This window comes from Anoxybacillus sp. ST4 (assembly GCF_019448545.1).
In the GTDB taxonomy this organism is placed as follows: Bacteria; Bacillota; Bacilli; order Bacillales; family Anoxybacillaceae; genus Anoxybacillus; species Anoxybacillus pushchinoensis.
Genome location: NZ_JAHZOE010000008.1, coordinates 1 through 24,978 on the forward strand (window position 1 = coordinate 1; position 24,978 = coordinate 24,978).

The 24,978-nt window shown below is 41.2% G+C and carries 29 protein-coding genes; 22 read left to right on the forward strand and 7 right to left on the reverse strand.

Annotated elements, in window-relative coordinates:
* Positions 1-126: 126 nt before the first annotated feature.
* From queG to K1I44_RS07230, 15 genes are all read left to right on the forward strand, one after another.
* A complete protein-coding gene (gene queG, locus K1I44_RS07160; RefSeq protein ID WP_219985740.1) occupies positions 127-1,263 on the forward strand; it encodes a tRNA epoxyqueuosine(34) reductase QueG in 1,137 nt (378 codons plus the stop codon).
* 57 nt (positions 1,264-1,320) lie between these two features.
* A complete protein-coding gene (locus K1I44_RS07165; RefSeq protein ID WP_219985741.1) occupies positions 1,321-2,178 on the forward strand; it encodes an amidase domain-containing protein in 858 nt (285 codons plus the stop codon).
* A gap of 11 nt (positions 2,179-2,189) precedes the next feature.
* Entirely contained in the window at positions 2,190-2,663 is a 474-nt protein-coding gene (trmL, locus tag K1I44_RS07170; protein ID WP_370627970.1) for a tRNA (uridine(34)/cytosine(34)/5-carboxymethylaminomethyluridine(34)-2'-O)-methyltransferase TrmL, read from the forward strand.
* Positions 2,664-2,944: 281 nt separating this feature from the next.
* Positions 2,945-4,840: a PrkA family serine protein kinase gene (locus K1I44_RS07175; protein WP_219985742.1), complete on the forward strand. Its 1,896-nt coding sequence runs from the start codon at positions 2,945-2,947 to the stop codon at positions 4,838-4,840.
* Between the two features lie 219 nt (positions 4,841-5,059).
* Complete coding sequence (gene yhbH, locus K1I44_RS07180) at positions 5,060-6,220, forward strand: sporulation protein YhbH (RefSeq protein WP_003399168.1); 1,161 nt, start codon at positions 5,060-5,062, stop codon at positions 6,218-6,220.
* A 144-nt stretch (positions 6,221-6,364) separates the two neighbouring features.
* Positions 6,365-6,679, forward strand: coding sequence for a rhodanese-like domain-containing protein (locus K1I44_RS07185; RefSeq protein WP_003399172.1), 315 nt, complete (start codon positions 6,365-6,367; stop codon positions 6,677-6,679).
* Entirely contained in the window at positions 6,676-7,254 is a 579-nt protein-coding gene (locus K1I44_RS07190) for a sulfurtransferase TusA family protein (RefSeq protein ID WP_219985743.1), read from the forward strand. The genes K1I44_RS07185 and K1I44_RS07190 overlap by 4 nt, the downstream gene beginning before the upstream one ends.
* Entirely contained in the window at positions 7,254-7,649 is a 396-nt protein-coding gene (locus tag K1I44_RS07195) for a DsrE/DsrF/DrsH-like family protein (protein WP_003399177.1), read from the forward strand. The genes K1I44_RS07190 and K1I44_RS07195 overlap by 1 nt, the downstream gene beginning before the upstream one ends.
* A gap of 12 nt (positions 7,650-7,661) precedes the next feature.
* Entirely contained in the window at positions 7,662-7,889 is a 228-nt protein-coding gene (locus K1I44_RS07200; RefSeq protein WP_003399180.1) for a sulfurtransferase TusA family protein, read from the forward strand.
* A 48-nt stretch (positions 7,890-7,937) separates the two neighbouring features.
* On the forward strand, positions 7,938-8,714 hold the full coding sequence (locus K1I44_RS07205; RefSeq protein ID WP_219985744.1) for a sulfite exporter TauE/SafE family protein: 777 nt from the start codon (positions 7,938-7,940) through the stop codon (positions 8,712-8,714).
* 82 nt (positions 8,715-8,796) lie between these two features.
* Positions 8,797-9,030 (forward strand): glutaredoxin family protein, encoded by a 234-nt coding sequence (locus K1I44_RS07210; protein ID WP_003399184.1) that lies wholly within the window; start codon positions 8,797-8,799, stop codon positions 9,028-9,030.
* A gap of 53 nt (positions 9,031-9,083) precedes the next feature.
* Complete coding sequence (locus K1I44_RS07215; RefSeq protein ID WP_003399186.1) at positions 9,084-10,217, forward strand: MBL fold metallo-hydrolase; 1,134 nt, start codon at positions 9,084-9,086, stop codon at positions 10,215-10,217.
* A 58-nt stretch (positions 10,218-10,275) separates the two neighbouring features.
* The gene (locus tag K1I44_RS07220) at positions 10,276-10,755 is read left to right on the forward strand and encodes a DsrE/DsrF/DrsH-like family protein (protein WP_003399194.1); all 480 of its coding nucleotides are present in this window, start codon (positions 10,276-10,278) and stop codon (positions 10,753-10,755) included.
* Positions 10,756-10,892: 137 nt separating this feature from the next.
* Positions 10,893-11,579 carry a zinc metallopeptidase gene (locus tag K1I44_RS07225; protein ID WP_003398996.1) on the forward strand — a complete coding sequence of 229 codons (687 nt, stop codon included), beginning with the start codon at positions 10,893-10,895 and terminating at the stop codon, positions 11,577-11,579.
* 45 nt (positions 11,580-11,624) lie between these two features.
* Positions 11,625-12,962 carry a hemolysin family protein gene (locus tag K1I44_RS07230; RefSeq protein WP_219985745.1) on the forward strand — a complete coding sequence of 446 codons (1,338 nt, stop codon included), beginning with the start codon at positions 11,625-11,627 and terminating at the stop codon, positions 12,960-12,962.
* Here the strand turns inward: K1I44_RS07230 and K1I44_RS07235 are convergent.
* Positions 12,957-13,868, reverse strand: coding sequence for an RluA family pseudouridine synthase (locus K1I44_RS07235; RefSeq protein ID WP_219985746.1), 912 nt, complete (start codon positions 13,866-13,868; stop codon positions 12,957-12,959). The two genes, K1I44_RS07230 and K1I44_RS07235, sit on opposite strands and share 6 nt — an antisense overlap.
* 105 nt (positions 13,869-13,973) lie before the next feature.
* On the opposite strand from K1I44_RS07235, the gene K1I44_RS07240 reads away from it, so the two are divergent.
* A complete protein-coding gene (locus tag K1I44_RS07240; RefSeq protein ID WP_219985747.1) occupies positions 13,974-14,366 on the forward strand; it encodes a DUF5365 family protein in 393 nt (130 codons plus the stop codon).
* A 25-nt stretch (positions 14,367-14,391) separates the two neighbouring features.
* Here K1I44_RS07240 and K1I44_RS07245 read toward each other — a convergent pair whose 3' ends face one another.
* Both K1I44_RS07245 and K1I44_RS07250 read right to left on the reverse strand, forming a co-directional pair.
* Positions 14,392-14,856 (reverse strand): thioredoxin family protein, encoded by a 465-nt coding sequence (locus K1I44_RS07245; protein ID WP_003399004.1) that lies wholly within the window; start codon positions 14,854-14,856, stop codon positions 14,392-14,394.
* Complete coding sequence (locus K1I44_RS07250; RefSeq protein WP_035045488.1) at positions 14,853-15,281, reverse strand: disulfide oxidoreductase; 429 nt, start codon at positions 15,279-15,281, stop codon at positions 14,853-14,855. Before K1I44_RS07250 ends, K1I44_RS07245 begins: the two co-directional genes overlap by 4 nt.
* Before the next feature lie 94 nt (positions 15,282-15,375).
* Between K1I44_RS07250 and K1I44_RS07255 the strand changes: the two genes are divergently transcribed.
* From K1I44_RS07255 to K1I44_RS07265, 3 genes are all read left to right on the forward strand, one after another.
* Positions 15,376-15,840: a CBS domain-containing protein gene (locus tag K1I44_RS07255; RefSeq protein ID WP_080629244.1), complete on the forward strand. Its 465-nt coding sequence runs from the start codon at positions 15,376-15,378 to the stop codon at positions 15,838-15,840.
* A gap of 109 nt (positions 15,841-15,949) precedes the next feature.
* Positions 15,950-17,689, forward strand: a complete 1,740-nt coding sequence (locus tag K1I44_RS07260) for a phospho-sugar mutase (protein WP_219985748.1) — start codon at positions 15,950-15,952, stop codon at positions 17,687-17,689.
* Positions 17,690-17,761: 72 nt separating this feature from the next.
* Positions 17,762-18,469 carry an SDR family oxidoreductase gene (locus tag K1I44_RS07265; protein WP_219985749.1) on the forward strand — a complete coding sequence of 236 codons (708 nt, stop codon included), beginning with the start codon at positions 17,762-17,764 and terminating at the stop codon, positions 18,467-18,469.
* A 30-nt stretch (positions 18,470-18,499) separates the two neighbouring features.
* Here K1I44_RS07265 and K1I44_RS07270 read toward each other — a convergent pair whose 3' ends face one another.
* Positions 18,500-18,751 carry a YhdB family protein gene (locus K1I44_RS07270; RefSeq protein ID WP_003399009.1) on the reverse strand — a complete coding sequence of 84 codons (252 nt, stop codon included), beginning with the start codon at positions 18,749-18,751 and terminating at the stop codon, positions 18,500-18,502.
* A 99-nt stretch (positions 18,752-18,850) separates the two neighbouring features.
* Here K1I44_RS07270 and K1I44_RS07275 point away from each other — a divergent pair, with 99 nt between their 5' ends.
* Positions 18,851-19,309, forward strand: coding sequence for a methylated-DNA--[protein]-cysteine S-methyltransferase (locus tag K1I44_RS07275; RefSeq protein WP_003399010.1), 459 nt, complete (start codon positions 18,851-18,853; stop codon positions 19,307-19,309).
* A gap of 4 nt (positions 19,310-19,313) precedes the next feature.
* On the opposite strand, the gene hflC is transcribed toward K1I44_RS07275, so the two are convergent.
* The 3 genes from hflC to K1I44_RS07290 all read right to left on the reverse strand — a co-directional run bounded on the left by hflC (position 19,314) and on the right by K1I44_RS07290 (position 22,714).
* Complete coding sequence (gene hflC, locus K1I44_RS07280) at positions 19,314-20,246, reverse strand: protease modulator HflC (RefSeq protein ID WP_003399011.1); 933 nt, start codon at positions 20,244-20,246, stop codon at positions 19,314-19,316.
* On the reverse strand, positions 20,243-21,208 hold the full coding sequence (gene hflK, locus K1I44_RS07285; protein ID WP_219985750.1) for an FtsH protease activity modulator HflK: 966 nt from the start codon (positions 21,206-21,208) through the stop codon (positions 20,243-20,245). Before hflK ends, hflC begins: the two co-directional genes overlap by 4 nt.
* Before the next feature lie 87 nt (positions 21,209-21,295).
* A complete protein-coding gene (locus K1I44_RS07290; RefSeq protein WP_003399016.1) occupies positions 21,296-22,714 on the reverse strand; it encodes a SpoVR family protein in 1,419 nt (472 codons plus the stop codon).
* 136 nt (positions 22,715-22,850) lie between these two features.
* Here K1I44_RS07290 and K1I44_RS07295 point away from each other — a divergent pair, with 136 nt between their 5' ends.
* Together K1I44_RS07295 and K1I44_RS07300 are read left to right on the forward strand one after the other, a co-directional pair.
* On the forward strand, positions 22,851-23,294 hold the full coding sequence (locus K1I44_RS07295) for a MarR family winged helix-turn-helix transcriptional regulator (protein ID WP_003399017.1): 444 nt from the start codon (positions 22,851-22,853) through the stop codon (positions 23,292-23,294).
* Between the two features lie 5 nt (positions 23,295-23,299).
* Complete coding sequence (locus K1I44_RS07300) at positions 23,300-24,907, forward strand: MDR family MFS transporter (RefSeq protein ID WP_219985751.1); 1,608 nt, start codon at positions 23,300-23,302, stop codon at positions 24,905-24,907.
* Positions 24,908-24,978: the final 71 nt, after the last annotated feature.

Genomic DNA, 24,978 nt, shown 5'->3' on the forward strand with positions numbered 1-24,978 from the left:
TGCACTTACTACCTTACCAGGAGGAGAGCCCGTTTTTCATCTATTTTGCTTACATATCTGACAGGTTCCTTATTATACCAAATCAGGAACCTGTCTTTTTTTCTCCCACAAACATTTTACTCATACGTGGACGTTGCTGCATTAAAAGAGGAAATTATTCAATATAGTCGAACGATTGGTATCGATAAAATCGGTTTTGCCAGTGCTGATCCGTTTAGCGAATTAAAAGAACGGCTGCGTGAGCAACAACGACTCGGTTATGAATCGGGATTTGAAGAGCCGGATATTGACAAACGAACAACTCCATCTTTATTGCTGGAAGAAGCGCGGTCCATTATTGCGATCGCCCTTGCCTACCCGTCAAAATTGAAAAACGCTCCACGAAGTACAAAAAAAGAACGTCGAGGCATTTTTTGTCGCGCATCTTGGGGACAAGATTATCACATCATTTTACGCGAGCGGCTGCAAAAGCTAGAGCAATTTATTCTCACCCGTGTACCAGATGCAAAAGTAAAATCGATGGTCGATACCGGGGAGTTATCGGATCGGGCGGTAGCCGAGCGTGCAGGTATCGGGTGGAGTGGGAAAAACTGCTCAATTATTACGCCAGAGTTTGGATCGTACGTATATTTAGGAGAAATGATTACAAATATCCCATTTCCTCCGAATGCGCCAATTGAAGATCAATGCGGGACGTGCACGCGCTGCATTGATGCTTGTCCGACAGGCGCACTTGTGCAAGGGGGACAGTTGAATGCGAAACGATGTATCGCTTTTTTAACGCAAACGAAAACGTTTATTCCTGATGAGTTTCGCGATAAAATTGGTAATCGATTGTACGGATGTGATACGTGCCAGCTCGTTTGTCCAAAAAATAAAGGAAAAGACTTTCACTTTCATCCAGAGATGGAACCCGATCCGGAAGTGGTGAAACCGCTATTAAAACCAATTCTTCATATGACGAATCGGCAATTTAAAGAGACGTTTGGGCATTTATCGGGGGCATGGCGTGGGAAAAAACCGATTCAACGGAATGCGATCATTGCATTGGCTCATTATAAAGATGAGAGTGCGATAGATGATTTATTCGTACTGCTTCAGGAAGATTCACGTCCTGTCATTCGCGGAACCGCGGCGTGGGCGCTTGGGAAAATCGGAAACAGGAAAGTTGTGCCGATGTTGCAGCAAGCAAAAGAAAAAGAACAAGATGAGGACGTTATTCGAGAAATTGATAACGCGTTAGCGATGCTTAAAAGAGTGTAGTTGTTTTTCTATTGTTTACGACATAACGTAGTAAAAAAGGTAAAAGTGGTGAGCGAGATGAGAAAACAGCTACACGCCCTTCTCGATCAGCGTATTCGTTCCTTTTTTGCGGCTAATGTGACGGATGAGGAAATGGAACGAAAAAAGCAACTGCTTGCGAAGCGACAGGCGAAGCTTGTGAAATGCGAAGGAAAAGGAGTCGTAATAGAAAAGAAACATATTGCCCCTCACACGTTCGTCCGCTACATCGTTCATTTCCGTTTTTTTATTTGGCAAGACGGGTGGATGTATGTCGAGGAGAAACAAGAGGTACGGGAAGCCATTTTTGAACGTGGTAAGCTTGTGAGCGACCATCTTGTTGTGCCTCATCTCAAGACAGAGCAAATGGAAAAAAAACAAGAACGTCATGAAGATGAACGAGTTCGTTATACGTATGATCGGCTGGCAGCGGTGAAATATGCTGAAGTATGGTGGAACGATTATAACCCCGCGTTTCATCAATTCCCTGTTGATTGCACAAATTTCGTTTCTCAATGTTTGCATGCGGGCGGTATTCCGATGATCGGATATCCAAATAAAACGAAAGGATGGTGGATGCGAAAAAACGATTGGAGCTATACGTGGACGGTTGCGCATGCATTTCGTTGGTATTTAAGTGGAACGAAAACAGGTATTCAAGCAGTTGAAAAAAAATCGCCAGAACAGTTGTCTCTCGGTGATGTCATTTGTTATGATTTTCAAGGGGACGGGCGGTTTGATCATACGACGATCGTCGTCGCCAAAGATAAACAAGGGATGCCGCTCGTCAATGCCCATACGTCCAATAGTCGCATGCGTTATTGGTCGTATGAAGATTCCACGGCTTATACGCCAAATATTCAATATAAATTTTTTCATATTATTGATCACACATAGGAGTGAAGAATGTGGCTTTACATGTCGTTTTATATCAACCAGAAATTCCAGCGAATACGGGTAATATTGCACGTACATGTGCAGCAACAGGAACGTCGTTACATTTAATTCGTCCACTCGGATTTTCAACGGATGATAAAATGTTGAAGCGTGCCGGATTAGATTATTGGGAATATGTAGATATTCACTATTACGATTCATTACAAGAGCTTTTTGATAAATATAAAGAAGGCGAATTTTTCTTTATTACAAAGTTTGGTCAAACATACTACACGTCGTTTGACTATAGTGATCAAACGAAAGATTACTTTTTCGTTTTCGGTCGCGAGACGAGTGGATTGCCAAAAGACTTAATCGAAAAAAATATGGAACGTTGTTTACGCATTCCGATGAACGAATACGTTCGCTCACTCAATTTATCGAACACAGCAGCCATTCTCGTGTACGAAGCGTTAAGACAACAAAACTTTCCAAACGTATTTTAAGCGACTTTCGAATGAAAGTCGCTTAATTTTTTACTTCCGGCTTATCGTTATATCCTGCTGTAAAGATCGCAGCCAAGAAGGCGAAAATGACGCCAAGAACAAGAAGCGTTTTCATATGAAATCTCCTCCCTTATGAAGTGACAATAAAATGTCCACGCTTTCATTATAGCTTAATTGCACGTTGAGATGAAAGTCATACTTTCGCGAATGATTACGGACATCCTCGCATACATATGGTATTAATCATGACGCTAGACATCAAAGGTGGAGGAGGTCCTTGTATGGACATTTTAAAAAAAATACAAAAATATAGAGAAGAAGAACAAAAATTAAAGTGGGAAGGCACATTTGCGGAGTACTTAGAAATCGTAAAAGAAAAGCCGTGGGTAGCTCAATCTGCTCATTCTCGCGTTTACAATATGATTAAAGATGCAGGGGTAGAAGAAATAGACGGAAAGAAAAAGTACAACTTTTTTAGCGGGCAATTGTTTGGACTTGAGGAAGCGTTAGAGCGGCTTGTGGAAGAATATTTTCATCCAGCTGCCAAACGTTTAGATGTTCGAAAGCGCATTTTGTTGTTAATGGGGCCAGTCAGCGGCGGGAAATCGACGCTTGTGACGATGTTAAAACGGGGGCTTGAAGCGTATTCATATACGGATCGTGGCGCCGTATATGCCATTAAAGGATGTCCGATGCATGAAGATCCGCTTCATTTAATTCCGCACAACTTGCGCGATGAGTTTTACAAAGAGTACGGTATTCGTATCGAAGGGAATTTGTCGCCATTAAATATGATGCGGCTTGAAAAAGAATATGGCGGGCGCATTGAAGATGTGATGGTCGAACGCATTTTTTTCTCAGAAGATAAGCGCGTTGGAATTGGGACGTTTAGCCCGTCCGATCCGAAGTCGCAAGACATTGCTGATTTAACGGGAAGCATTGATTTTTCTACGATTGCTCAATATGGGTCAGAATCGGATCCGCGCGCATATCGTTTTGATGGGGAGTTAAACAAAGCAAATCGCGGCATTATGGAATTTCAAGAAATGTTAAAGTGCGATGAAAAGTTTTTATGGCATTTGCTTTCTTTAACGCAAGAAGGAAACTTTAAAGCAGGACGTTTTGCGCTTATTAGTGCAGATGAATTGATTGTTGCCCACACGAACGAAACAGAGTATCGTTCGTTTATTGCAAATAAAAAGAACGAGGCGCTTCATTCGCGCATTATCGTTATGCCAATTCCGTATAACTTAAAAGTGTCAGAAGAAGAACGCATTTATGAAAAAATGATTCGTGAAAGCGATGTGGCGGATGTGCATATTGCTCCACATACGTTGCGGGTGGCGGCGATGTTTACAATTTTAACACGTTTGAAAGAGCCGAAGCGTGGCGATATTGACCTTGTGAAAAAAATGCGCTTGTATGATGGCGAGCTTGTCGAAGGATTTAATGAAGTTGATGTAGAGGAATTGAAAAAAGAACATCCAGACGAAGGAATGAGCGGCATTGATCCGAGGTATGTCATTAATCGCATTTCGTCTTGTATTATTCGAAAAGAAGTGCCGTCCATTAATGCGCTAGATGTATTACGGGCATTGAAGGAAGGATTAGAGCATCACCCGTCTATTTCAAAAGAAGATCGGGAACGTTATTTAAATTTCATTTCGATTGCACGAAAAGAATATGACGAAATTGCAAAGCGGGAAGTGCAAAAAGCGTTCGTTTACTCATATGAAGAATCGGCGAAAACGTTGATGGACAATTACTTAGATAATGTGGAAGCGTACTGCAACAAGGCGAAAATTCGCGATCCGCTAACGGGAGAAGAAATGAATCCAGATGAAAAGCTAATGAGATCGATTGAAGAACAAATTGGCATTTCAGAAAATGCGAAAAAAGCGTTCCGTGAAGAAATTTTAATTCGCATTTCGGCATATGCGCGCAAAGGTCAGCGTTTTGATTATAATTCACACGAACGGTTACGCGAAGCGATTCAGAAAAAGCTATTTGCTGATTTGAAAGACATCGTCAAAATTACGACATCAACAAAAACGCCGGATGAACAACAATTAAAGAAAATTAATGAAGTTGTCGCCCGTTTGATTGACGAGTACGGTTACAATTCCACTTCGGCAAATGAATTGCTTCGTTATGTTGGAAGTTTATTAAACAGATAAGCATGCCGCACTTGGCATGCTTTGTTTTATCATTTTAGAAAACAGGCTTGTCCAACAGAAAGGGATTCGAGTAATTTTCGAAATCATTTGTCAATTTTTTTCGGTCGCGGCATAGGATAAAGTAACCAACCATTCATCAATGATTTTTGCAAGCCAACATAGTGTATGCGAGAACAAAGGAAAATGTGCATCATTATCTTATATGTAGGAGGGGAAAAAATGAGCAGAAATTTCATTGTGTCAAAGGAAGATTGGTCCCTCCATCGAAAAGGCCACGATGATCAAAAACGGCATGAGGAAAAAGTGAAAGAAGCTATTAAAAACAACCTTGGAGATTTAATTACAGAAGAAAGTATTATTATGTCCAACGGTCGAGACGTCATAAAAATTCCGATTCGTTCACTAGATGAATACAAAATTCGTTATAACTATGACAAAAATAAGCACGTCGGCCAAGGAGATGGGGACAGTCAAGTTGGCGATGTTATTGCGCGAGATGGATCTGGAGACGGTCAAAAAGGACCGGGGAAAGGTCAAGGAGCTGGCGATATGGCAGGGCAAGACTATTATGAAGCAGAAGTGTCGCTTATGGAGCTTGAAGAAGCGTTATTCAGTCAATTAGAACTTCCAGACTTAAAGAAAAAACAACACGCTGATCATGTTGTCCAGCATATTGAATTTAATGATATTCGTAAAACAGGGCTCATGGGGAATATTGATAAGAAAAAAACGATGATGGCTGCCTTTAAACGAAATGCGTTAAGCGGCAATCCAGGCTTTTATCCGATTTATCCGGAAGATTTAAAGTTTAAAACGTGGAATGAAGTCATTAAGCCTGATTCAAAAGCGGTTGTTATTGCGATGATGGATACGAGCGGCTCAATGGGCGTATGGGAAAAATATATGGCTAGAAGCTTTTTCTTTTGGATGACGCGTTTTTTACGAACAAAATATGAAACGGTAGATATCGTTTTTATCGCTCATCATACCGAAGCAAAAGTTGTAACAGAAGAAGAGTTTTTCACAAAAGGGGAAAGCGGTGGAACGATTTGTTCATCAGCGTATCGAAAGGCGCTTGAAGTCATTGAAACGACCTATTCACCGACGAAGTATAACATTTATCCATTTCATTTTTCCGATGGCGACAACTTAACATCCGATAACGCGCGCTGTGTGAAGCTCGTGCAAGAGTTAATGAAAGTATCGAATATGTTTGGATACGGGGAAGTAAATCAGTACAATCGCCATTCCACGCTTATGTCCGCATATAAGCATATTAAAGATGAAAAGTTTCGCTACTACATTTTGAAACAAAAGTCTGATGTACTGCAAGCGATGAGAAGCTTTTTTAGAAAAGAAGAACATAAAACGCTTGTTTAATTCCTTGTGTTACACAAGGTTTTTTTTCGTAAAAAAACGGTTGACAAACGGGTGGGGGTTTTGTAATATACTCATAGAGGTAATGGTAATAACTTATTTTTTTAAAACAAAATATACCCTTATGAGTATAAAGAGGTGATAAAAATGAAGCATATATTGCCACAGGAAGTAGAGCAACAATTAAAAGAAGGTCGTGCGCTAAGCATTATTGATGTGCGCGAGGATGAAGAAGTGGCTCAAGGGAAAATTCCCGGTGCTCGTCACATCCCGCTCGGTCAACTACTTGAGCGGATGAACGAAGTGGATAAAGATCAAGAACATATTCTTGTCTGCCGCTCAGGAAATCGAAGTGGTATGGCTTGCCAATTGTTAGAAAGTTACGGATACCGCGTCGTAAATATGACGGGCGGGATGCTCGAATGGACAGGAGAAGTTGAAAAAGGGGAGGGAGTAAAGTGACAATTCACGTAGATTATGTCGTTGATGCGCGCGGACTAGCGTGTCCGATGCCGATTGTTCGTACGAAAAAGGCGATGGAGCAATTACAACCTGGTCAAGTGCTTGAGGTGCAAGCAACGGATAAAGGATCGCTTGCTGATATTCAAGGTTGGGCAAGAAATACAGGACACCAATACATCGGAACGATCGAAGAAGGGGAGGTATTGAAGCATTACCTTCGTAAGGCGAATCCTACCGAAGTGAAAGAAGAAACAAAATACCCTCATGTCGTCGCTTTAGACGAATTGCAAAGAAAAGTAGAAAACAATGAACAACCGTTTATTTTAGATGTGCGTGAAGAAGCAGAATATGCGTTTGGTCATATACCAGGGGCGTATCATATTCCGCTTGGACAATTAGAAACACGTATGAATGAATTAAACAAAAATGAGACGATTTACGTCATTTGTCGAACAGGCAATCGCAGTGACCTTGCAGCCCAACAATTAGCTGAAAAAGGATTTGCGCATGTATTTAACGTCATTCCAGGTATGACAGAATGGAAAGGAACAATGGTTAAAGGGGGAAATGAATAATGAAAAAACGTGTAGCAATTATTGCAGCAAACGGCGGTTTATTTGATGCATATAAAGTATTTAACATTGCAACAGCAGCTGCAGCAACGGAAGCGGAAGTAGCGATTTTCTTTACGTTTGAAGGATTGAATTTAATTCATAAGGAAGCGTATAAACAACTGCCGTTACCAGAAGGAAAAGAACAAATTCAACAAGGATTTGCACAAGCGAACGTCCCATCCATTCCAGAACTTGTGGGGATGGCGCAAGAAATGGGCGTGAAGTTTATCGCATGCCAAATGACGATGGATGTCATGGGATTAACAAAAGAACATTTTGTAGACGGCATTGATGTTGGTGGAGCCGTTACATTCCTTGATTTTGCGAAAGACGCTGACATTACGTTAACATTTTAAGGAGGGAAAAACATGAAAGCGGATCTTGTTGTTGATGCAAAGGGGTTAGCGTGTCCAATGCCGATTGTTCGGACAAAAAAAGCGATGGATACGTTACAATCAGGTCAAGTGCTAGAAATTCATGTCACGGATAAAGGAGCAAAAAACGATTTATCTGCATGGGCGAAATCGGCTGGTCATGAAATGATCGACATGATTGAAGAAGGCGATGTACTAAAATTTTGGGTTCGTAAAGCGTAGTGAACATCGGGAATGCGTCCCGATGTTCAATATAAGGAGTGAGCTAGCATGAGCATAGGCTTTATCGTGACGATTTTTCTCATCGGCTTCATCGGTTCGTTCATTTCCGGCATGGTTGGGATTGGTGGTTCAATTATTAAATATCCGATGTTGCTATATATCCCTCCATTGTTAGGCTATGCGGCATTCAGCGCGCATGAAGTATCAGGCATTAGCGCCATTCAAGTATTATTTGCGACGATTGGCGGTGTTTGGGCGTACCGTAAAGGTGGGTATTTAAACAAGACGTTAATTATTTACATGGGAACGAGCATTTTGATCGGTAGCTTCATCGGTGGTTATGGCTCAAAATTAATGAGCGAAGGCGGCATTAATATTGTTTATGCATTGTTAGCTACTATCGCAGCGGTGATGATGTTTGTTCCAAAGAAAGGGATTGATAACATCCCACTTGATCAAGTAACATTCAACAAATGGCTCGCTGCCGCATTAGCATTTATTGTCGGAGTGAGCGCTGGAATTGTTGGAGCCGCTGGTGCATTTATTCTTGTGCCAATTATGCTCGTCGTATTAAAAATTCCAACGCGCATGACAATTGCGAGTTCGTTAGCTATTACGTTTATTTCATCGATTGGGGCAACAGTAGGAAAAATTACGACGGGTCAATTTGATTTTTGGACGGCGTTCATTATGGTTGTTGCAAGTTTAATTGCTTCCCCGATTGGAGCGAATGTTGGTAAAAAGGTAAATACGAAAATATTACAGTTTATTTTAGCAGCACTTATTGTAGCTACGGCAATCAAAATTTGGTTGGATATTTTGTAAAAAATGTTGAAATGTTCATCCTTTATGTTATAATACTATTAGGGGTATATAAAGTACCGGAACATAAAGGAGGAGTAGTGAGATGAAACAAGTCACTGTATATACAACAACAACATGTCCATATTGTACATTGTTAAAAAATTTTCTAGTTGAACGAGGCATTCCGTTTAAAGAAGTGAACTTGCATCAACATCCTGAAGCTGTTGATTATGTTGTTCGTTCGACAGGGCAAATGGGAGTGCCGCAAACAGAAATTAACGGGCGTTGGGTGATTGGATTTGATCCTCAACGAATTATGCAATTGTTGCAACAATAATTTTTTTATCTACATTAATACCCTATTAGGTATAAAGGAGAGGTGGATGACATATGTCAGTATATGCGTTAACGGCACAACAAATAAACGAGATGATTGTAAATAAAGAACCGTTTTTCTTATTTGATGTTCGCAATGAGTCAGACTTTGCAGATTGGAAAATTGAAGGGGAACAAATTGAATATTTAAATATCCCTTATTTTGAATTAATTGATGGTGTTGAGCCAGTATTAGAGCGTTTGCCAAAAGATAAAAAAATCGTCGTCGTTTGCGCAAAAGAAGGATCTTCTATGATGGTTGCGGAAATGCTCGCCGAAAAAGGATTAGAAGTATTTTATTTAAAAGGCGGCATGAAAGCATGGAGTGAATATTTATATCCGGTTGTCGTATATCAAAATGAAGATATGAAAGTATATCAATTCATCCGAGTCGGCAAAGGTTGTCTTTCCTATATGGTCGTATCAGGAAAAGAAGCTCTTATCGTTGATCCATCACGATTCATTGATGCGTACAAAGAAGTGGCCGAAAAAGAGCAAGTAGCAATTACACATATTGTTGATTCACACTTACACGCAGACCACATTTCCGGTGGATATGCATTAGCGAAGGAAACAGGTGCGAAATATTATTTAATGAAGAGCGAAGGAGCGGTATTTGAATTTGAACCGCTAGAAAATCACGATCGCATCGAGTTTGAAAAAGTAAGTTTAGAAGTATTAGCGATTAAAACACCAGGTCATACTCCGGGAAGTGTATCGTTCTTCGTAAACAATAAATTGTTATTCTCAGGCGATACTATTTTCGTTAGCGGCCTTGGTCGACCAGATCTTGGTGGAAAAGCGCGCGAGTGGGCAAAAGACTTGTATGACACAGTGTATAACAAAGTTGCACAAATTGCCGATGACGTCATCGTTCTCCCTGCGCACTACGCAAACTTTGATCAAGAAGTGAATGAGCAAGGATATATCGGTAATACGTTAGGCAACATTCGTCAAATGAATGAAATTATGCAAGGGAAAACGAAAGAGGAGTTCGTTGAACATGTGGCGCAGTCAGCAGCTTCTGAAACACCACCGAACTTTGAAGACATTATTGCGATTAACCGTGGTGTCAAAGAAGCAACGCCAGAGCAACAACAAGAACTAGAAATTGGTCCGAACCGTTGCGCTGTTCACCATACACACTAAAACAAAATACCCCAATTCGTTGGGGTATTTTGTTTCTAGAATGAAAGGAGATGAACAAATGGAAAAGAAGGAGAAAACAACAATTATTTTATTTAGTGGTGATTTAGATAAAGCGATGGCAGCGTTTATTATTGCCAACGGCGCTGCGGCTTATGATCATGATGTGACGATTTTCTTTACCTTTTGGGGATTAAATACGTTACGAAAAGAAGAAAGCGTGTCTGTGAAAAAAGGATGGCTTGAAAAAATGTTTGGCTGGATGATGCCAAAAGGAGCGAATCGACTAGGATTATCGAAAATGAACATGGGCGGACTCGGTCCAAAAATGATTAAACATGTGATGAAAAAACATAACGCGATGACGCTCCCGCAATTAATTGAAATGGCACAAGAGCAAGGAGTGAAACTTGTCGCTTGTACGATGACAATGGATTTATTAGGCATTAAGAAAGAAGAATTAATTGATGGTGTTGAACTTGGAGGGGTCGCGGCTTATTTAGGAGATGCGACAGAAGGAAAAGTAAATTTATTTATTTAAGCCTCGCTTATAGCGAGGTTTTTTTCGATTTTATGAAACTTTTTGGACACAATAGTCGTATACAATGTATGTGAAAGTATTCTCTTTTATTTTCGTTCATTTTTCATTACAATATAAAATGATGGAGGGATGATGTAATGTTTTTTCATCCAATGGATTTTCTTATTTTGATCGCCTTTGCCGTATCTATTTGGGCGCAGTTTAAAGTAAAAGGAAACTTTAACAAATGGTCAGATGTACCTGCTTCAGCTGGTTTAACAGGGGCAGAAGTGGCACGTCTTATTCTTGACCGTCACGGTTTATATGATGTGCCAGTAGAGCTTGTGCCAGGAACACTTACAGATCATTACGATCCGATTGCTCGCGCTGTTCGCTTATCAGAGCCTGTGTACTATGGTCGTTCGATCGCTGCAGTTTCGGTAGCGGCTCATGAAGTTGGTCATGCGGTGCAACATCAAGAAGCATACGGTGCGCTCGTATTACGTCATCGCATGTTCCCGTTAGTGAATTTTACGTCTGGAATTGCTCCTTTCCTTCTTTTAGGTGGGTTTTTATTACAACAATTTTCTTTAATTGGTCTAGGGATCATTTTATTCTCATTTGCGGTAGCATTCCAAGTTATTACGTTGCCAGTTGAGTTTAATGCAAGTTCGCGTGCAAAAGACTATATGATTGCGGAAGGTATTATTCGCAATGAAGAAGAACGCGGAGTCAATAAAGTATTAAATGCCGCGGCACTAACGTATGTTGCTGCAGCGCTTATTTCGGTGTTAGAATTAATTAAGTACGTGCTTATTTTTGTACAAGGAAACAATGAAGATTAATCAATAGGAGGTGGCATCCGCACGCATTATGCGTGCGGACGTTCGTTGGACATATTTAGTTTATGGATGATCGTTTTTCTTATTGCGCTTACTGGTTTTTTTGTCGCTTCGGAATTTGCGATTGTGAAAGTGCGCCCGTCACGTATCGATCAACTCATTGAGGAAGGCAACAAAAAAGCAGTGGCAGCCAAACATGTTATTACTCATTTAGATGAGTATTTATCCGCCAATCAACTAGGGATTACAATGACATCACTCGGTCTCGGTTGGCTTGGAGAACCAACGGTGGAACGAGCGCTTCGGCCGCTTTTTGATGAGTTTGATGTATCGCCATCATTTGCCCATGGTGCTTCTTTTATTGTTGCATTTGCGATAATTACGTTTATTCATGTCGTTGTTGGTGAATTAGCACCGAAGACGATTGCGATTCAAAAGGCGGAAACCATTACGCTATGGACAGCGCGCCCACTTATGTTGTTTTATCGTGTCATGTATCCGTTTATTTGGTTGTTAAATGGGTCTGCGCGTTTAGTCGTTCGTTTATTTGGTTTTCAGCTATCTAATGAACAAGAATTGGCTCACTCCGAAGAAGAACTGCGTCTTTTGTTATCAGCAAGCTATAAAAACGGAGAAATTAATCATACGGAATATAAATATGTGAATAACATTTTCCGATTTGATGACCGAGTCGCAAAAGAAATTATGGTTCCACGAAAAGAGATTGTTGCGCTAGATGTGAACGATTCGATGGAACATGTGTTACAAACGATTCGTGAAGAAAAGTATACGCGTTATCCTGTCATTGATGGGGACAAAGACCATATACTCGGTTTAGTCAATGTGAAAGAGTTGTTTACTGATCTCGTTGCGAACTGTCAAGAGCGAAAACAGTTGCGTGAATATATTCGCCCAGTTATTCAAGTAATTGAAACGATCCCTATTCAAGATTTGCTTGTGAAAATGCAGAAAGAGCGTATTCATATGGCCATTTTAGTTGATGAGTATGGCGGAACGTCTGGTTTAGTGACGGTAGAAGACATATTAGAAGAAATCGTCGGGGAAATTCGTGATGAATTCGACATCGATGAGACGCCGCTGATTCAAAAAGTAGATGAGGACCGTACAATTGTAGATGGAAAAGTGCTCATTCATGAAATTAATGATTTGTTCGGCTTAGAAATTGATGACACCGATGTCGACACGATTGGCGGATGGATGTTAACAGAGCGTTATAATATTCGTCCTGGAGAACAAATTGAGTTTGGTGATTATGTCTTCACCGTTATGCAGCTGGACGACCATCATGTAAAAAAAATTGAAGTGGCGCGTCGTCCGCAAACGGTAGACATCGTAAAAGACGTCAATGAAGAGGCTGCGTTATAATAACGAGCCTCTTTTTATATTTCCAAAAACATCTTCATCGTATAAGGCACGACATGTGATAATCTCTTTCGTAAACGGATGTGGAAACGAAAGAGAGATGGCATGCAGTGCTTGCCGATCAAGCCACGGCTTTCCCCCATACAATGTATCCCCAACTAATGGATGCCCGATATAGCTCATATGGACGCGAATTTGATGTGTTTTTCCTGTATCAAGCGTTAGGCGAACGAGTGATACATCTTTTTGCTTATCATATTCGAGACGCTCGTAATGCGTAATGGCATGATCTCCTGTTTTTGATACGCGCCGTCTCGTTGGATGATGGCGATCGCGGCCGATTTTAGCTGCGATTGTCCCTTTTTTCTGTTTGACATATCCGTGAACTAAAGCAATATATGTGCGCTGAATGGCACGTTCCGCTAAATATTTATCGAGAATAGCTCCAGCAAGCGCATGTTTGGCGAACAAAATTGCACCGCTCGTGTCGCGATCGAGCCGATGGACATGACGAACTTTGCTGTGAATGCCTTCGCATTGAAAGTGAAATGCAACCGCATTTGCTAGCGTGTTCGTTTCGCCTTCGTGCGTCGGATGGACGTCCATATGCGCTGGTTTGTTAATAACGAGCACATGCTCATCTTCAAATATAATATGAAGCGGGATATATGTTGGAGTTGGCTCAATATGTTCTTCTTTTATGCGAACGCGAATGCGATCATGAGCTGAAATGATCGTATGAAAAGGAACGAGTCTGTCATTTATTGCTACTCCTTTTGTCATACGCCATTCATGTAACATTTTTTTTGGAACGAACCACTTTGTCCGGAACGCTTGCTCAATAGATAGGCCAACCCAAGAAGATGGGGCGTCAAATATGAACCAGCTTCCTTTTTTCTGTACTTTCATTCGTCTCACTCTTTCTTTACAAGAAATTACCAAACCCAAAAAAGCAGTTGGTATGTTACAATTTCGTTATAGATTAGGAAAAGAAATGGAAAAAGGTGAGGTCAATTGAAAACCGTCTATGTCGCTACGGAAGGGCAAAAACAATATATTTGTTCACTCATTGAACATTTTTATACGTGCATGTTCCCGAAATATTTTACAGATAACGAAATTGAAACATTTCAATCGCTAGGCATATTGCAGTTTGAACCCTCCACATATGATGGTACGCTGAAGGAGGCGTTCGCGATTATTTCTGCATTACAATCGCTACAAGTCATTATTGATTATGTCTCTTTCCATCATCTTTCAGATCATTATGAACATCTGTTTCAGCGCAATGTTGAACAGCTAGAGCAGCATGGAATTAGTTTTCCGCTCACTCTTGGACATTTTTTGCATAAGAAAGATGAATATGTCAGCATGTATACGAAGCCTGTTCATGCTTGGGTGATGTAAAAAAGCCTTCGTTGTGAAGGCTTTTTTATTTTATTTGTTCAAACCATTGACGAAATACATCTTCTTCATAATAACCTTCTATGCGTGCAACTTCTTTGCCGTTTTGAAAGTGTACGATCGTTGGCGTTGCTTCAATTCGATATTCGTTCCACCCTTCGTCAAATTCAAGAAGGTTAAATTGCTTCAAGTCGATTCCCATTTCTTTCGCTAATGGTACGACGATTGGTGTCGTTTTTTTACAAAACTCACACGTTGAACTGTAAAAATAAATCGTCATCGTTTCTTTATTGTTTAATGCTTCTCTTAATTCATCAGGCAAAATAATGTTTTTGTAATTCGGATCATCGAGAAGATCGATCGTGGCAGGATGTAGCTCTTCTTTCCCGAACGGGTTTCCTTCTACTTTTTGTTTTTGGGTATATGATGTAATCCAAGCTAGCGCAATAAATAAAGCGATAATTACACCACCGAAAATAAGCAATTTTTTCATATGTATTTCCCTTCCTTCTCCATTTGAATTACTCGGTAACTAATTACACTAATGAAAATAAAGGCAATCAATGCTAGTAGTGGGATGGTAATAAACCCAAGCCAGTTTAAATAATCTCCTGTGCACGGCACAATGCTACATGATGGAGCGGTATCACGGAAAAATGGAACTTTTTGAATGAAATAATGGTATAAAGAAATCGTTCCACCGATGATGGACAACATCAGTGTATAACGTGCGATAACAAATTGTTTTCGTACGAAAGCCATACCAAGCAAAAATACTTGTGGATACATAAAAATACGTTGGTACCAACAAAGTTCACACGGAATAAATTTTAGTACCTCAGAAAAATAAAGGCTGCCAAGTGTAGCGATCAGCGCGACGCTCCAAGCGGCTAATAAGTAATTTTCTTTATGCATCATCGTCCCACCTTTTTATGTTTTGCTCTTTGTTCATTATAGTACATGGAAAGAAATGATGTAAATTGCGACGATATTTTACTTACATAATGAACAGATGAACGTACACAATAAAAGACGAAAGGGGAGGATCATATTGAACCATACAGTTGAATCGATTATGACGCGCCAAGTGGCAACGGTTACACCGGATCAATCCGTTCAAGAGGCGGCACAACTTATGAATGAGCATAACGTTGGCGCCATTCCTGTTGTTGAAAACGGAAAGGTAAAAGGGATGGTTACTGACCGTGACATTACCCTTCGCATCACAGCGCAAGGGTTGACCCCTTCGACGCCCGTTTCACAAGTAATGACAAGCGATGTCGTGACAGGGACGCCAAATATGAGCGTTGACGAAGCAGCAAAAGTCATGGCAAAAAACCAAATTCGTCGCTTACCAATCGTACAAAATAACGAGCTTTGCGGCATCGTTGCGCTTGGAGACATCGCGACAAATCAAACGTATGATGAAGCGGCAGAACAAGCGCTATCCGAGATTTCTGAACCTTCATATCATTAAACGAGAAAGGAGCTTCTTCACGCAAGAGGCTCCTTTTTATCCATGAAAAAGGAATTTGAACAAAAGTAGGAGAATAAGTTACAATGAGCAATGATATGGAGGGATAAACATGACTTGGAAAGTGGTATACGAGCGCTGGAAGGAAGCACAATTAGACGAAGAATTACGAGCGCATTTGGAACAACTAGAGAAAGATGAAAAGTTATTGGAGGATTGCTTTTATAAAACGTTAGAGTTTGGCACCGGTGGCATGCGCGGGGAAATCGGGCCGGGAACGAATCGAATGAATATATATACGGTGCGTAAGGCATCGGCTGGATTAGCGCGCTATATCGAGTCGTTTGGAGAGGAAGCAAAAAAACGAGGAGTTGTTATCGCATACGATTCACGCCATAAGTCGCAACAGTTTGCGATGGAAGCAGCAAAAACGCTTGCGACGCACGGCATTCAAACGTATGTGTTTGATGAGCTTCGCCCGACACCTGAGCTTTCGTTTGCGGTGCGTCATTTACGCGCTTTTTCCGGCATTGTCATCACCGCGAGCCACAATCCACCGGAGTATAACGGCTATAAAGTATACGGAGAAGATGGGGCGCAATTGCCGCCACACATTGCGGATGTTGTTATTGAACATGTCAACGCCATTGAAAATGAATGGGAGCTTGCAGTGGAAGAAGAAGACGTATTAAAAGAAAAAGGACTTATTCAAATCATTGGTGCACAGATCGATGAGGCATACATACAGAAGTTAAAAACGATTTCCCTTCGCCCTGAACTAGCGAATGAAGTCGACGTGAAAGTAGTGTTTACACCGCTTCACGGCACGGCAAATAAGCTCGTTCAACGCGGATTAAGGGAATTTGGCTACGACAACGTGTTTGTTGTGAAAGAACAAGAGCAACCTGATCCGAATTTTTCAACGGTGAAGTCCCCGAATCCAGAAGAACATGCAGCGTTCGAGTTAGCGATTGAGCTTGGCAAGCAAGTCGATGCTGATATGTTAATTGCGACTGATCCCGATGCGGATCGTTTAGGCATTGCAGTTAAAAACGATGAAGGGGAATATGTTGTTTTAACGGGCAACCAAACAGGCGGTTTATTGCTTCATTACATTCTTTCACAAAAGAAGGAAAAAGGAATGTTACCGAAAAACGGGATTGTATTTAAAACAATCGTCACATCTGAATTTGGACGTGCAATCGCTCAGTCATTCGATATGGAAACGATGGATACGTTGACGGGGTTCAAGTTTATTGGTGAAAAAATTAAACAGTACGAACAAACAGGCGAGTATGTATTTCAATTTGGTTACGAAGAAAGTTATGGCTATTTAATCGGCGACTTTGCCCGAGATAAAGATGCGATTCAAGCGGCTGTTTTAGCTGTTGAAGTATGCGCGTTTTATAAAAAGCAAGGTTTATCTTTATATGAGGCGCTTATGCAATTGTTTGAGCGATACGGATATTATCAAGAAGGGCTTCGTTCATTAACGCTCAAAGGAAAAGAGGGAGCGGAGCGCATTGAATCGTTATTAGCTACGTTTCGCTCGGAGCCACCGACTGTTGTTGCCAATCAGCGTATAGTCATTCGTGAAGACTATAAGACGAGCGAACGAGTGCATGTGGAAACAGGAGAAAGAGAAAATATCGATTTGCCGAAGTCGAACGTATTAAAATACGTATTGGAGGACGGCTCGTGGTTTTGCGCGCGTCCGTCTGGAACGGAGCCAAAGATGAAGTTTTATTTTGGAGTGAAAGGACAAACATTGACGGAGGCGAAAACGAAGTTAGAACAGTTAGAAACGGCAGTCATGGAGCGTGTATATGTATTAACAGCTGATAAGGTGTAGTACCTTATCGGTTGTTTTTTGCATAGGGTGAGGGTAACATAAAAGCGACAACATAGAAAGGATGTGTTCAACATGTTACAAGGGCAGGTTGCGATTGTGACGGGGGCGTCACGCGGCATCGGTTTGGCAATCGCACATGCGTTGGCTAAGCAAGGAATGAAACTTGTATTAATCGGGAGTTCATCCGATATTCATCGTGTTGGCGAACAGTTGAAAGAGGCAAAAACATTTCAAGCGGACGTATCTAATGAACAACAAATGAACGAGGTCGTCGCGGAAACTGTTGCCACATTTGGCCGCATTGATTTGCTTGTGAATAATGCAGGCATTGGTGTATTTAAGCCTGTGGAAGAAACGACAGTCGAGGAGTGGAGACGTCTATTTGAAGTGAATGTACAAGGTGTGTTTATCGGGACGAAAGCTGTACTTCCACACATGAAAAAACAACGTTCCGGCACGATTATTACAATTTCATCCGATGTCGGCCGCTACACGATTGCAAATGGTTCGGCATATACTGCGACAAAATATGCCGTTCAAGGATTTTCAGGAAGTGTGGCACAAGAAGTGCGTTCATACGGCATTCGCGTTGGTACGATTAATCCAGGTATGGTCGATACATATTTCGCTAATTCGACTCAAGGCTTGCCTGAAAAAGCGGATTGGCTAAAAGGAGAAGACGTTGCACAGGCTGTCGTATATATGGCAAGCGCGCCAAAACATATGACGGTTGACGAAATTGTATTGCATCCGCTTATTCAAACATATCCAGTCGTATAAGGAAAGCGAAAGGAGTTTATTCCTTTCGCTCTAATCATCGTATTGCATCGTCCATGTCGGCTCTTGTTCGTATACGTCTAACGCGTGATCGATATAGCGCAACAAGGCGTTCAATCGTTTTTGAACGACGGTGTAATCTTTTTCGAAGTTATATGCATGAAGAAACTGTTCAATTTTTTTCGAAAGCAAATCGTCTTTTGTGCGTACCATAAGAATAAGCAAGTGATCCCATTCAGATCGGTACGTATAGTAAAGCGCCTTATCATAATCGGCTGTATGCAACGCAAACCCTCCTTATCGTGAGGAGCTATATGTAGTTTATGAAAAGATGGCCTTTTTTTTCGCTGTAAATGTTGTGTGATTTGGTAGAGGAGAGTTGGCATGGGGAAACACGTCGCATATTATGAATCACCGATCGGTTGGCTACAAATAACGGGAACGAATGAAGGCATTGAACGCGTGGATGTGGTAGAACGGTGTGGCGAGCAGAAGGAGAATGTACCAACTTGTTTCATGCGTTGTATCGAAGAACTTGAGCAATACTTTCAGAAAAAGCGCACATCTTTTTCCGTTCCGCTTCGGCTCACTGGTACTCCATTCCAAATGCGTGTATGGGAAGCATTACAGACGATTCCTTACGGACAAACGGTTTCGTATGCTCATATTGCTAAACAAATTGGAAACCCGAAAGCTGTTCGAGCGGTCGGAAATGCTGTCGGCAATAACCCGGTGACCATTATCGTTCCTTGTCACCGCGTTGTACGTACAGGTGGAAAGCTCGGTGGATATGCATGGGGAGTAGAGATGAAAACGTGGCTACTTAAACATGAAACGCGCTGAATGATCAGCGCGTTTGCCCTAACAACCATTTGGCGTATGGGGAATTGGCAGGTAAAATGACGACTGTATCTTCGCCAATCGTTGTTTTGTACGACTCGAGCGTGCGATAAAAGGAATAAAATTCAGGATCTTTTGCGAATGTTTCGTTATAAATGCGCGCCGCTTCTTGTTCGCCCGATGCACGAATGCGCTCTGCATCGGCTTGCGCTTTCGCGAGCATCTCTTTTACTTCGCGGTCTGTTTGAGCGATAATACGTTGTTTTTGCGCATCTCCCATCGACAAATATTCTTGCGCTTTCGATTCGCGTTCGGAAATCATTCGTTTATACACAGATTGTTCGTTTTCTTCTGGCAAGTCAATGCGCTTCATTCGTACATCAACGACGCGAATACCATAACGATCTTGTTGCAAGAGCTCGTTCACTTTTGCTGTTACTTCATCGTTTAAGCTACCACGCGACGATTTTTCATCGTTAATAATTTCATCATAATTTAACCGTCCAAGTTCGGTGCGAACGATCGAGAAAATAAATTCATCCATTTTCGATTCTGCATTTTCTAATGTGCGGGCATTTTGAATCATTTCTTTCGGATTTGTAATTTCCCAAATAGCGTAATGATTGACAAGAATTCGTTTTTTATCTTTTGTGTTAATTTCCGCTTCAGCAACGTCATAAAAAATTTGCGCTTTCGGTAGCGATGTGACGGTTTGAATGAACGGAATTTTGAACCGTAAACCTGGTGTTTGATCGATGCGAACGATTTCACCGAATTGGCGTACAACTTTATATTCATTTTCATGGACAATATATATGTTTGTTAAAGCAACGATCAACAGGAGGAGACCAATGCCGCCGCTCATGATGAAGCGGAACCATTTTGTCGGCATTTTATCTTTAAATGAAATGACGTTTTGATCGTTTTGGAAGTTTGTCATTCGTTACCACTTCCTTTCTCTGCCTTTTTCTCTGTCGTTTGTTTTTCGATCGGTTGAATTGGTAAATATTTTAGTGTATTCCCATCGTCATTCATAATGTAAATGCGCGTGTATGGCAACACTTGTTCAAGCGTTTCGATCATTAGCCGTTGTTTTGTAATATCTTTTGCGTTTTTGTATTCTTCATATAAGGCGTTAAATTTTGCGACGTCTCCGCGTGCTTTTTCGATGCGTGCCACTTTATCTGCTTCCGCTTGGGAGATGAGTGCGTCTTTTTCCCCTTCGGCTTCTTTCGTCCGTTTGTTGCGGTATTTATTTGCTTCGTTAATTTTTGTGTTCATCGTTTCACGTGCATCAGTAACGTTTGTAAATGCTTTGCGCACTTCATCGTTTGGTAAATCGACGTCTTGTAGCTTGACAGCTAAAATGGAAATGCCAATATCGTACTTTTTCATTAATGCGGTCAGCGACTCGCGCACATCTGCCTCGATTTTTGCTTTGCCGGACGTCAAGGCATCATCAATTTTTGAACTGCCGATGACGCTGCGCAAAGAAGCAGACGTTGCATTGTACAAAATTTGCTCTGGCTCGTATGAACGGTAAAGAAATTTTGCAGGGTCAGTAATTTTCCATTGCACGACCATATCGGCAAGTACAATATTTTCATCACCTGTAATCATTTTTGTATCGCCTTGATTCGAGGCGACAACCTTTCCGTTTTCTTCTTTGTACCCGAACTGCAAACTAAACGTTTCACGTGATAGTTTTTCTACTTTTTGAATAGGCCAAGGAAGTTTAAAATGTAGACCGGGTGTACTCACTTCTTCATCAATTTTACCGAATGTTAAAATGATTGCTTGTTCCGACTCATCAACGGTGTACCATGACGTCAAGGCAATGACGAGAAGAAAAATGCCTAAAATAGTACCGATGATGATGCCAGTAAGAGAACGTTTCTCCATATAAACCCACCTTTCTTGTTATTTATATGTATGTACGGAAAAAAAAGAAAAAAGTTTCAACAAAAAAGCTACTGATGCCTCAGTAGCTCATATATATTTTCGCTGTACGTTTCGTCCGTCGTATGTGAATAACGTCGTTTTGTTTTCGATGATCGTTTCGATGTGAACGGCACGCCCCCAAAGCTGATAAATGTATGGAAGCACTTTTTCTAAATATTTGACGTCAAGTTCAATTCCTTCGTACCAATGTTTTAAATACAACTCCCCGTTGCGCATGTAATCGCCATCGTTGACTGTAATATATGGAAAGCCGCCGTTGACGCGCATGTTCACGAGCTGATCGCGCACATGTTCCCAATGTTTATCAACGATTTTATAGTCTTTTCCTTGCTTTTGGAATAAATACATATCTTCACGCATGACGAGTTCTTTTGTTAAATAGTTGCGTAAAAACGAAATGTCCGATTCTAGCTCGCGCACTTCAAATATTTTTGCTCGTCCTGAACCTGGCTTGACGCCAAGCTTTTTCATGTCCTCGGTCGGATTGTCCCACCGTTTTTCGATATCTTCAAAAATTTTTAGTCCTAAGTAATATGGATTAATGCCGGTGCGGGAAGGTTGAACAACCCCGGCGTTTAATTTAGCAAATTCAATCGCCTCGTCACTCGTTAAATCCATTTCTCGCAAAATACGTTGATGCCAATATGATGCCCAGCCTTCGTTCATAATTTTCGTTTCAAGCTGTGGCCAAAAATAAAGCATTTCTTCGCGCATCATCGTCAAAATGTCGCGCTGCCATTCGTCAAGTTCACGGCTATATTCTTCGATAAATAGCAGCAAATCCTTTTCTGGATGTGGTGGAAACTTTTTTCGTTTTTTTCGAACGGGCTGTGTTTTTTTCTTTTCATCAAGCGACCATAAATCGTCATACGGGGACGGTTTGCGCGTTTCGTTCTCCTCTTCGTACACTTCCGTGTCAGCTAACGTCCATGCAAGCTTCGGGCGCAGGAGCGACGGGTCAATATGTTCTTGAATAGCTAATACGGCATCTAAAAATTTTTCAACTTCTTGTTTCCCGTATTCGTGTTCGTAATGTTTAATTCGTTCCGCTGTCGCTGCCATGCTTTCAACCATATCCCGCTTCGTATTGCTGAAGCGAACGTTATTTTTAAAAAAGTCGCTATGGGCAAGGACATGCGCGACAATTAATTTATTTTGAATGAGTGTGTTCGTATTTAATAAAAATGCATAGCACGGATCGGAGTTAATAACAAGTTCATAAATTTTACTTAATCCGAGGTCATAGTGAAGTTTCATTTTATGAAATTGTTTTCCAAAGCTCCAATGCGAAAAGCGTGTTGGCATCCCGTATGCTCCGAACGTGTAAATGATGTCAGCAGGACAAATTTCATAGCGCATTTCATAAAAATCAAGCCCAAACCCTTCGGCAATTTCTGTAATTTCCGCAATCGCTCTTTCTAACGCTTTTTGTTCATCTCGTTTCATCGCACTCCCTCCTTATGACAATGTATGAACGAGCGGATCATTTGATACGTCAGGAATGATTCATTGACTTTATATTTTCTTTCGTATATATTTAACTATGTTAAATATTTATATCATTAAAAAAGGTGGGGTGTGTATGGAGCGGACGCCGTTTACTGTACTCGTTGAGAGATTAGAGCATGCGTTTTCATTGGCCGTTCGTAAATTGGCCGCGGATTTAGCAAAGGAGGAAATCGGCTTAACGAAACCGCAGTTTTTTATTTTAAATTTGCTTTCAAAGCGCGGGAAATGTACAGTAAGTGAATTAGCGGACGAAATGTTTGTGAAACCGAGCGCGATCACAACGATGATTGATCGCTTATATAAAAGCGGATTTGTATTGCGAGAGCGAGATGAAGAAGATCGGCGTGTCGTGTATATTCAGCTGTCTGAAAAGGGAAGGCATATGCTTCAGCACGCACGGGCAGAGCGGAGAAAAATTATTGAGCGTTATTTAAGCCAATTACAGCTTGAGGAGCTTGAACAGTTTGTTCATATTATCGAAAAAATTGTTGCGACAAACGAAAAAGAGGAGAAGTGATTAAAATGAAAGAACAGGCCGCGATACAAGCAAGCATGGCCGATATACAACAAAAGCGGGGCATTTTAATTACAGGATTACTCGTTGCGATGTTGTTTGGAGCACTCGATGGGACGATCGTCGGGACGGCGTTGCCACGCATCGTTGGGGAACTCGGTGGATTGAGCATGATGGCATGGTTGACAACCGCTTATATGCTCACATCGACAACGATTGTGCCGATTGCCGGGAAGCTCGCTGACTTATTTGGACGCAAGTCGATCTATATTGCTGGATTAGCGATTTTTATTATCGGTTCAGCGCTATGCGGCATGGCAAATACGATGACCCAACTTATCATTTTCCGCGCTATTCAAGGTATTGGCGGCGGTATTATGATGCCGATGGCAATGATCGTTATCGGCGATTTGTTTACAGGAGCAGAGCGTGCAAAATGGCAAGGTGTGTTTGGCGGCGTATTTGGATTAGCATCTATTCTTGGGCCACAAGTGGGTGGATGGATTGTCGATTCGTTAAATTGGCGCTGGGTGTTTTACATTAACCTCCCTGTCGGTATATTAGCGATTGTGCTCATCTCTATTGGTTTGCATAATCGACGCATGGCTGAACGAGTGAAGCTCGATTTAGTCGGCATGTTTACGATGGTTGTGGCAGTTGTTTCTTTATTGTTGGCGTTGACGTTTGGTGGCGATAAATATGATTGGCTGTCGTGGCAAATCATTTCTTTACTAGCTAGCTCGGTCGTTTTCTTCAGTTTATTTGTGTTTGTTGAACGTAAAGCTGAGGAGCCAATTATGCCGATTCATTTATTAAAAAATAAGACGTTTGTTGTGCTCAATAGTGTCGGCTTTTTTATGTCTGTCGGAATGTTTGGAGCGATTATGTTTGTGCCGCTCTTTATGCAAGGTATTATTGGCATGAGCCCATCTGAATCAGGAACGATGATGTTTCCAATGATGTTTGCGCTCATTATTGCAAGCATGATCGGCGGGCGACTTGTACAAAAAATAGGCGTTCGTCCGCAAGTCATTGGTGGGATGGTGCTTGTAGCACTCGGCTTTTTCTTGCTGTCAACAATGGATGTTCATACGAATAAATGGACGGCGATGTCCTTTATGGCGACGCTCGGTTTCGGATTAGGATTTGTCAATCCGGTCATTACCCTTGCATTGCAAGAAGTGTTTCCGAAATCGCAGCTTGGCATTGTGACGTCATCAAGCCAATTTTTCCGACAAATTGGTGGAACGTTTGGAGCGACGTTGTTAGGTGCAATTATGAATCATCGCTCAAAAGACTTATTAGAAGCGAAGTTTCTTCCGCTGCTAGAGCAATTGCCGCCAAAAGCGCATGCGATGATGGATTCATTTCAGCAATTAGTCGAATCAAACCCACAAAGCGTATATTCGGTCATTTTAAATCCAGATACGTTAAAAACGATTCCATATCAACTGCAACAAATGTTTGTTCCTGTATTGAAGCAGACGCTTGTTGATGCGTTAAGTGATGTGTTTTTATACGGGTTAATTTTTGTTGGCATTGGTTTTATTTTTGCGATGTTTATCGGTCGCATTACAATTTCAAATCGGACGAATAAAGTGAATGAAATGGAATAAAATTATAAGTATACAATAGGCAACGATGATCAATCGTTGCTTATTTTTGTTCGTATGTAAACCGTTTGCAC

Coding starts and splice junctions, on each gene's coding strand:
- K1I44_RS07175 (WP_219985742.1), top strand. CDS start 2,945: ATGGACATTTTAAAAAAAATACAAAAATATAGAGAAGAAGAACAAAAA.
- K1I44_RS07300 (WP_219985751.1), top strand. CDS start 23,300: ATGAAAGAACAGGCCGCGATACAAGCAAGCATGGCCGATATACAACAA.
- K1I44_RS07210 (WP_003399184.1), top strand. CDS start 8,797: ATGAAACAAGTCACTGTATATACAACAACAACATGTCCATATTGTACA.
- yhbH (WP_003399168.1), top strand. CDS start 5,060: ATGAGCAGAAATTTCATTGTGTCAAAGGAAGATTGGTCCCTCCATCGA.
- K1I44_RS07265 (WP_219985749.1), top strand. CDS start 17,762: ATGTTACAAGGGCAGGTTGCGATTGTGACGGGGGCGTCACGCGGCATC.
- K1I44_RS07250 (WP_035045488.1), bottom strand. CDS start 15,281: ATGATGCATAAAGAAAATTACTTATTAGCCGCTTGGAGCGTCGCGCTG.
- K1I44_RS07220 (WP_003399194.1), top strand. CDS start 10,276: ATGGAAAAGAAGGAGAAAACAACAATTATTTTATTTAGTGGTGATTTA.
- K1I44_RS07260 (WP_219985748.1), top strand. CDS start 15,950: ATGACTTGGAAAGTGGTATACGAGCGCTGGAAGGAAGCACAATTAGAC.
- K1I44_RS07295 (WP_003399017.1), top strand. CDS start 22,851: ATGGAGCGGACGCCGTTTACTGTACTCGTTGAGAGATTAGAGCATGCG.
- K1I44_RS07290 (WP_003399016.1), bottom strand. CDS start 22,714: ATGAAACGAGATGAACAAAAAGCGTTAGAAAGAGCGATTGCGGAAATT.
- K1I44_RS07215 (WP_003399186.1), top strand. CDS start 9,084: ATGTCAGTATATGCGTTAACGGCACAACAAATAAACGAGATGATTGTA.
- hflK (WP_219985750.1), bottom strand. CDS start 21,208: ATGGAGAAACGTTCTCTTACTGGCATCATCATCGGTACTATTTTAGGC.
- K1I44_RS07275 (WP_003399010.1), top strand. CDS start 18,851: ATGGGGAAACACGTCGCATATTATGAATCACCGATCGGTTGGCTACAA.
- hflC (WP_003399011.1), bottom strand. CDS start 20,246: ATGACAAACTTCCAAAACGATCAAAACGTCATTTCATTTAAAGATAAA.
- K1I44_RS07245 (WP_003399004.1), bottom strand. CDS start 14,856: ATGAAAAAATTGCTTATTTTCGGTGGTGTAATTATCGCTTTATTTATT.
- K1I44_RS07255 (WP_080629244.1), top strand. CDS start 15,376: ATGAACGTACACAATAAAAGACGAAAGGGGAGGATCATATTGAACCAT.
- K1I44_RS07195 (WP_003399177.1), top strand. CDS start 7,254: ATGAAAAAACGTGTAGCAATTATTGCAGCAAACGGCGGTTTATTTGAT.
- K1I44_RS07205 (WP_219985744.1), top strand. CDS start 7,938: ATGAGCATAGGCTTTATCGTGACGATTTTTCTCATCGGCTTCATCGGT.
- K1I44_RS07235 (WP_219985746.1), bottom strand. CDS start 13,868: ATGAAAGTACAGAAAAAAGGAAGCTGGTTCATATTTGACGCCCCATCT.
- K1I44_RS07165 (WP_219985741.1), top strand. CDS start 1,321: ATGAGAAAACAGCTACACGCCCTTCTCGATCAGCGTATTCGTTCCTTT.
- K1I44_RS07200 (WP_003399180.1), top strand. CDS start 7,662: ATGAAAGCGGATCTTGTTGTTGATGCAAAGGGGTTAGCGTGTCCAATG.
- K1I44_RS07185 (WP_003399172.1), top strand. CDS start 6,365: ATGAAGCATATATTGCCACAGGAAGTAGAGCAACAATTAAAAGAAGGT.
- K1I44_RS07225 (WP_003398996.1), top strand. CDS start 10,893: ATGTTTTTTCATCCAATGGATTTTCTTATTTTGATCGCCTTTGCCGTA.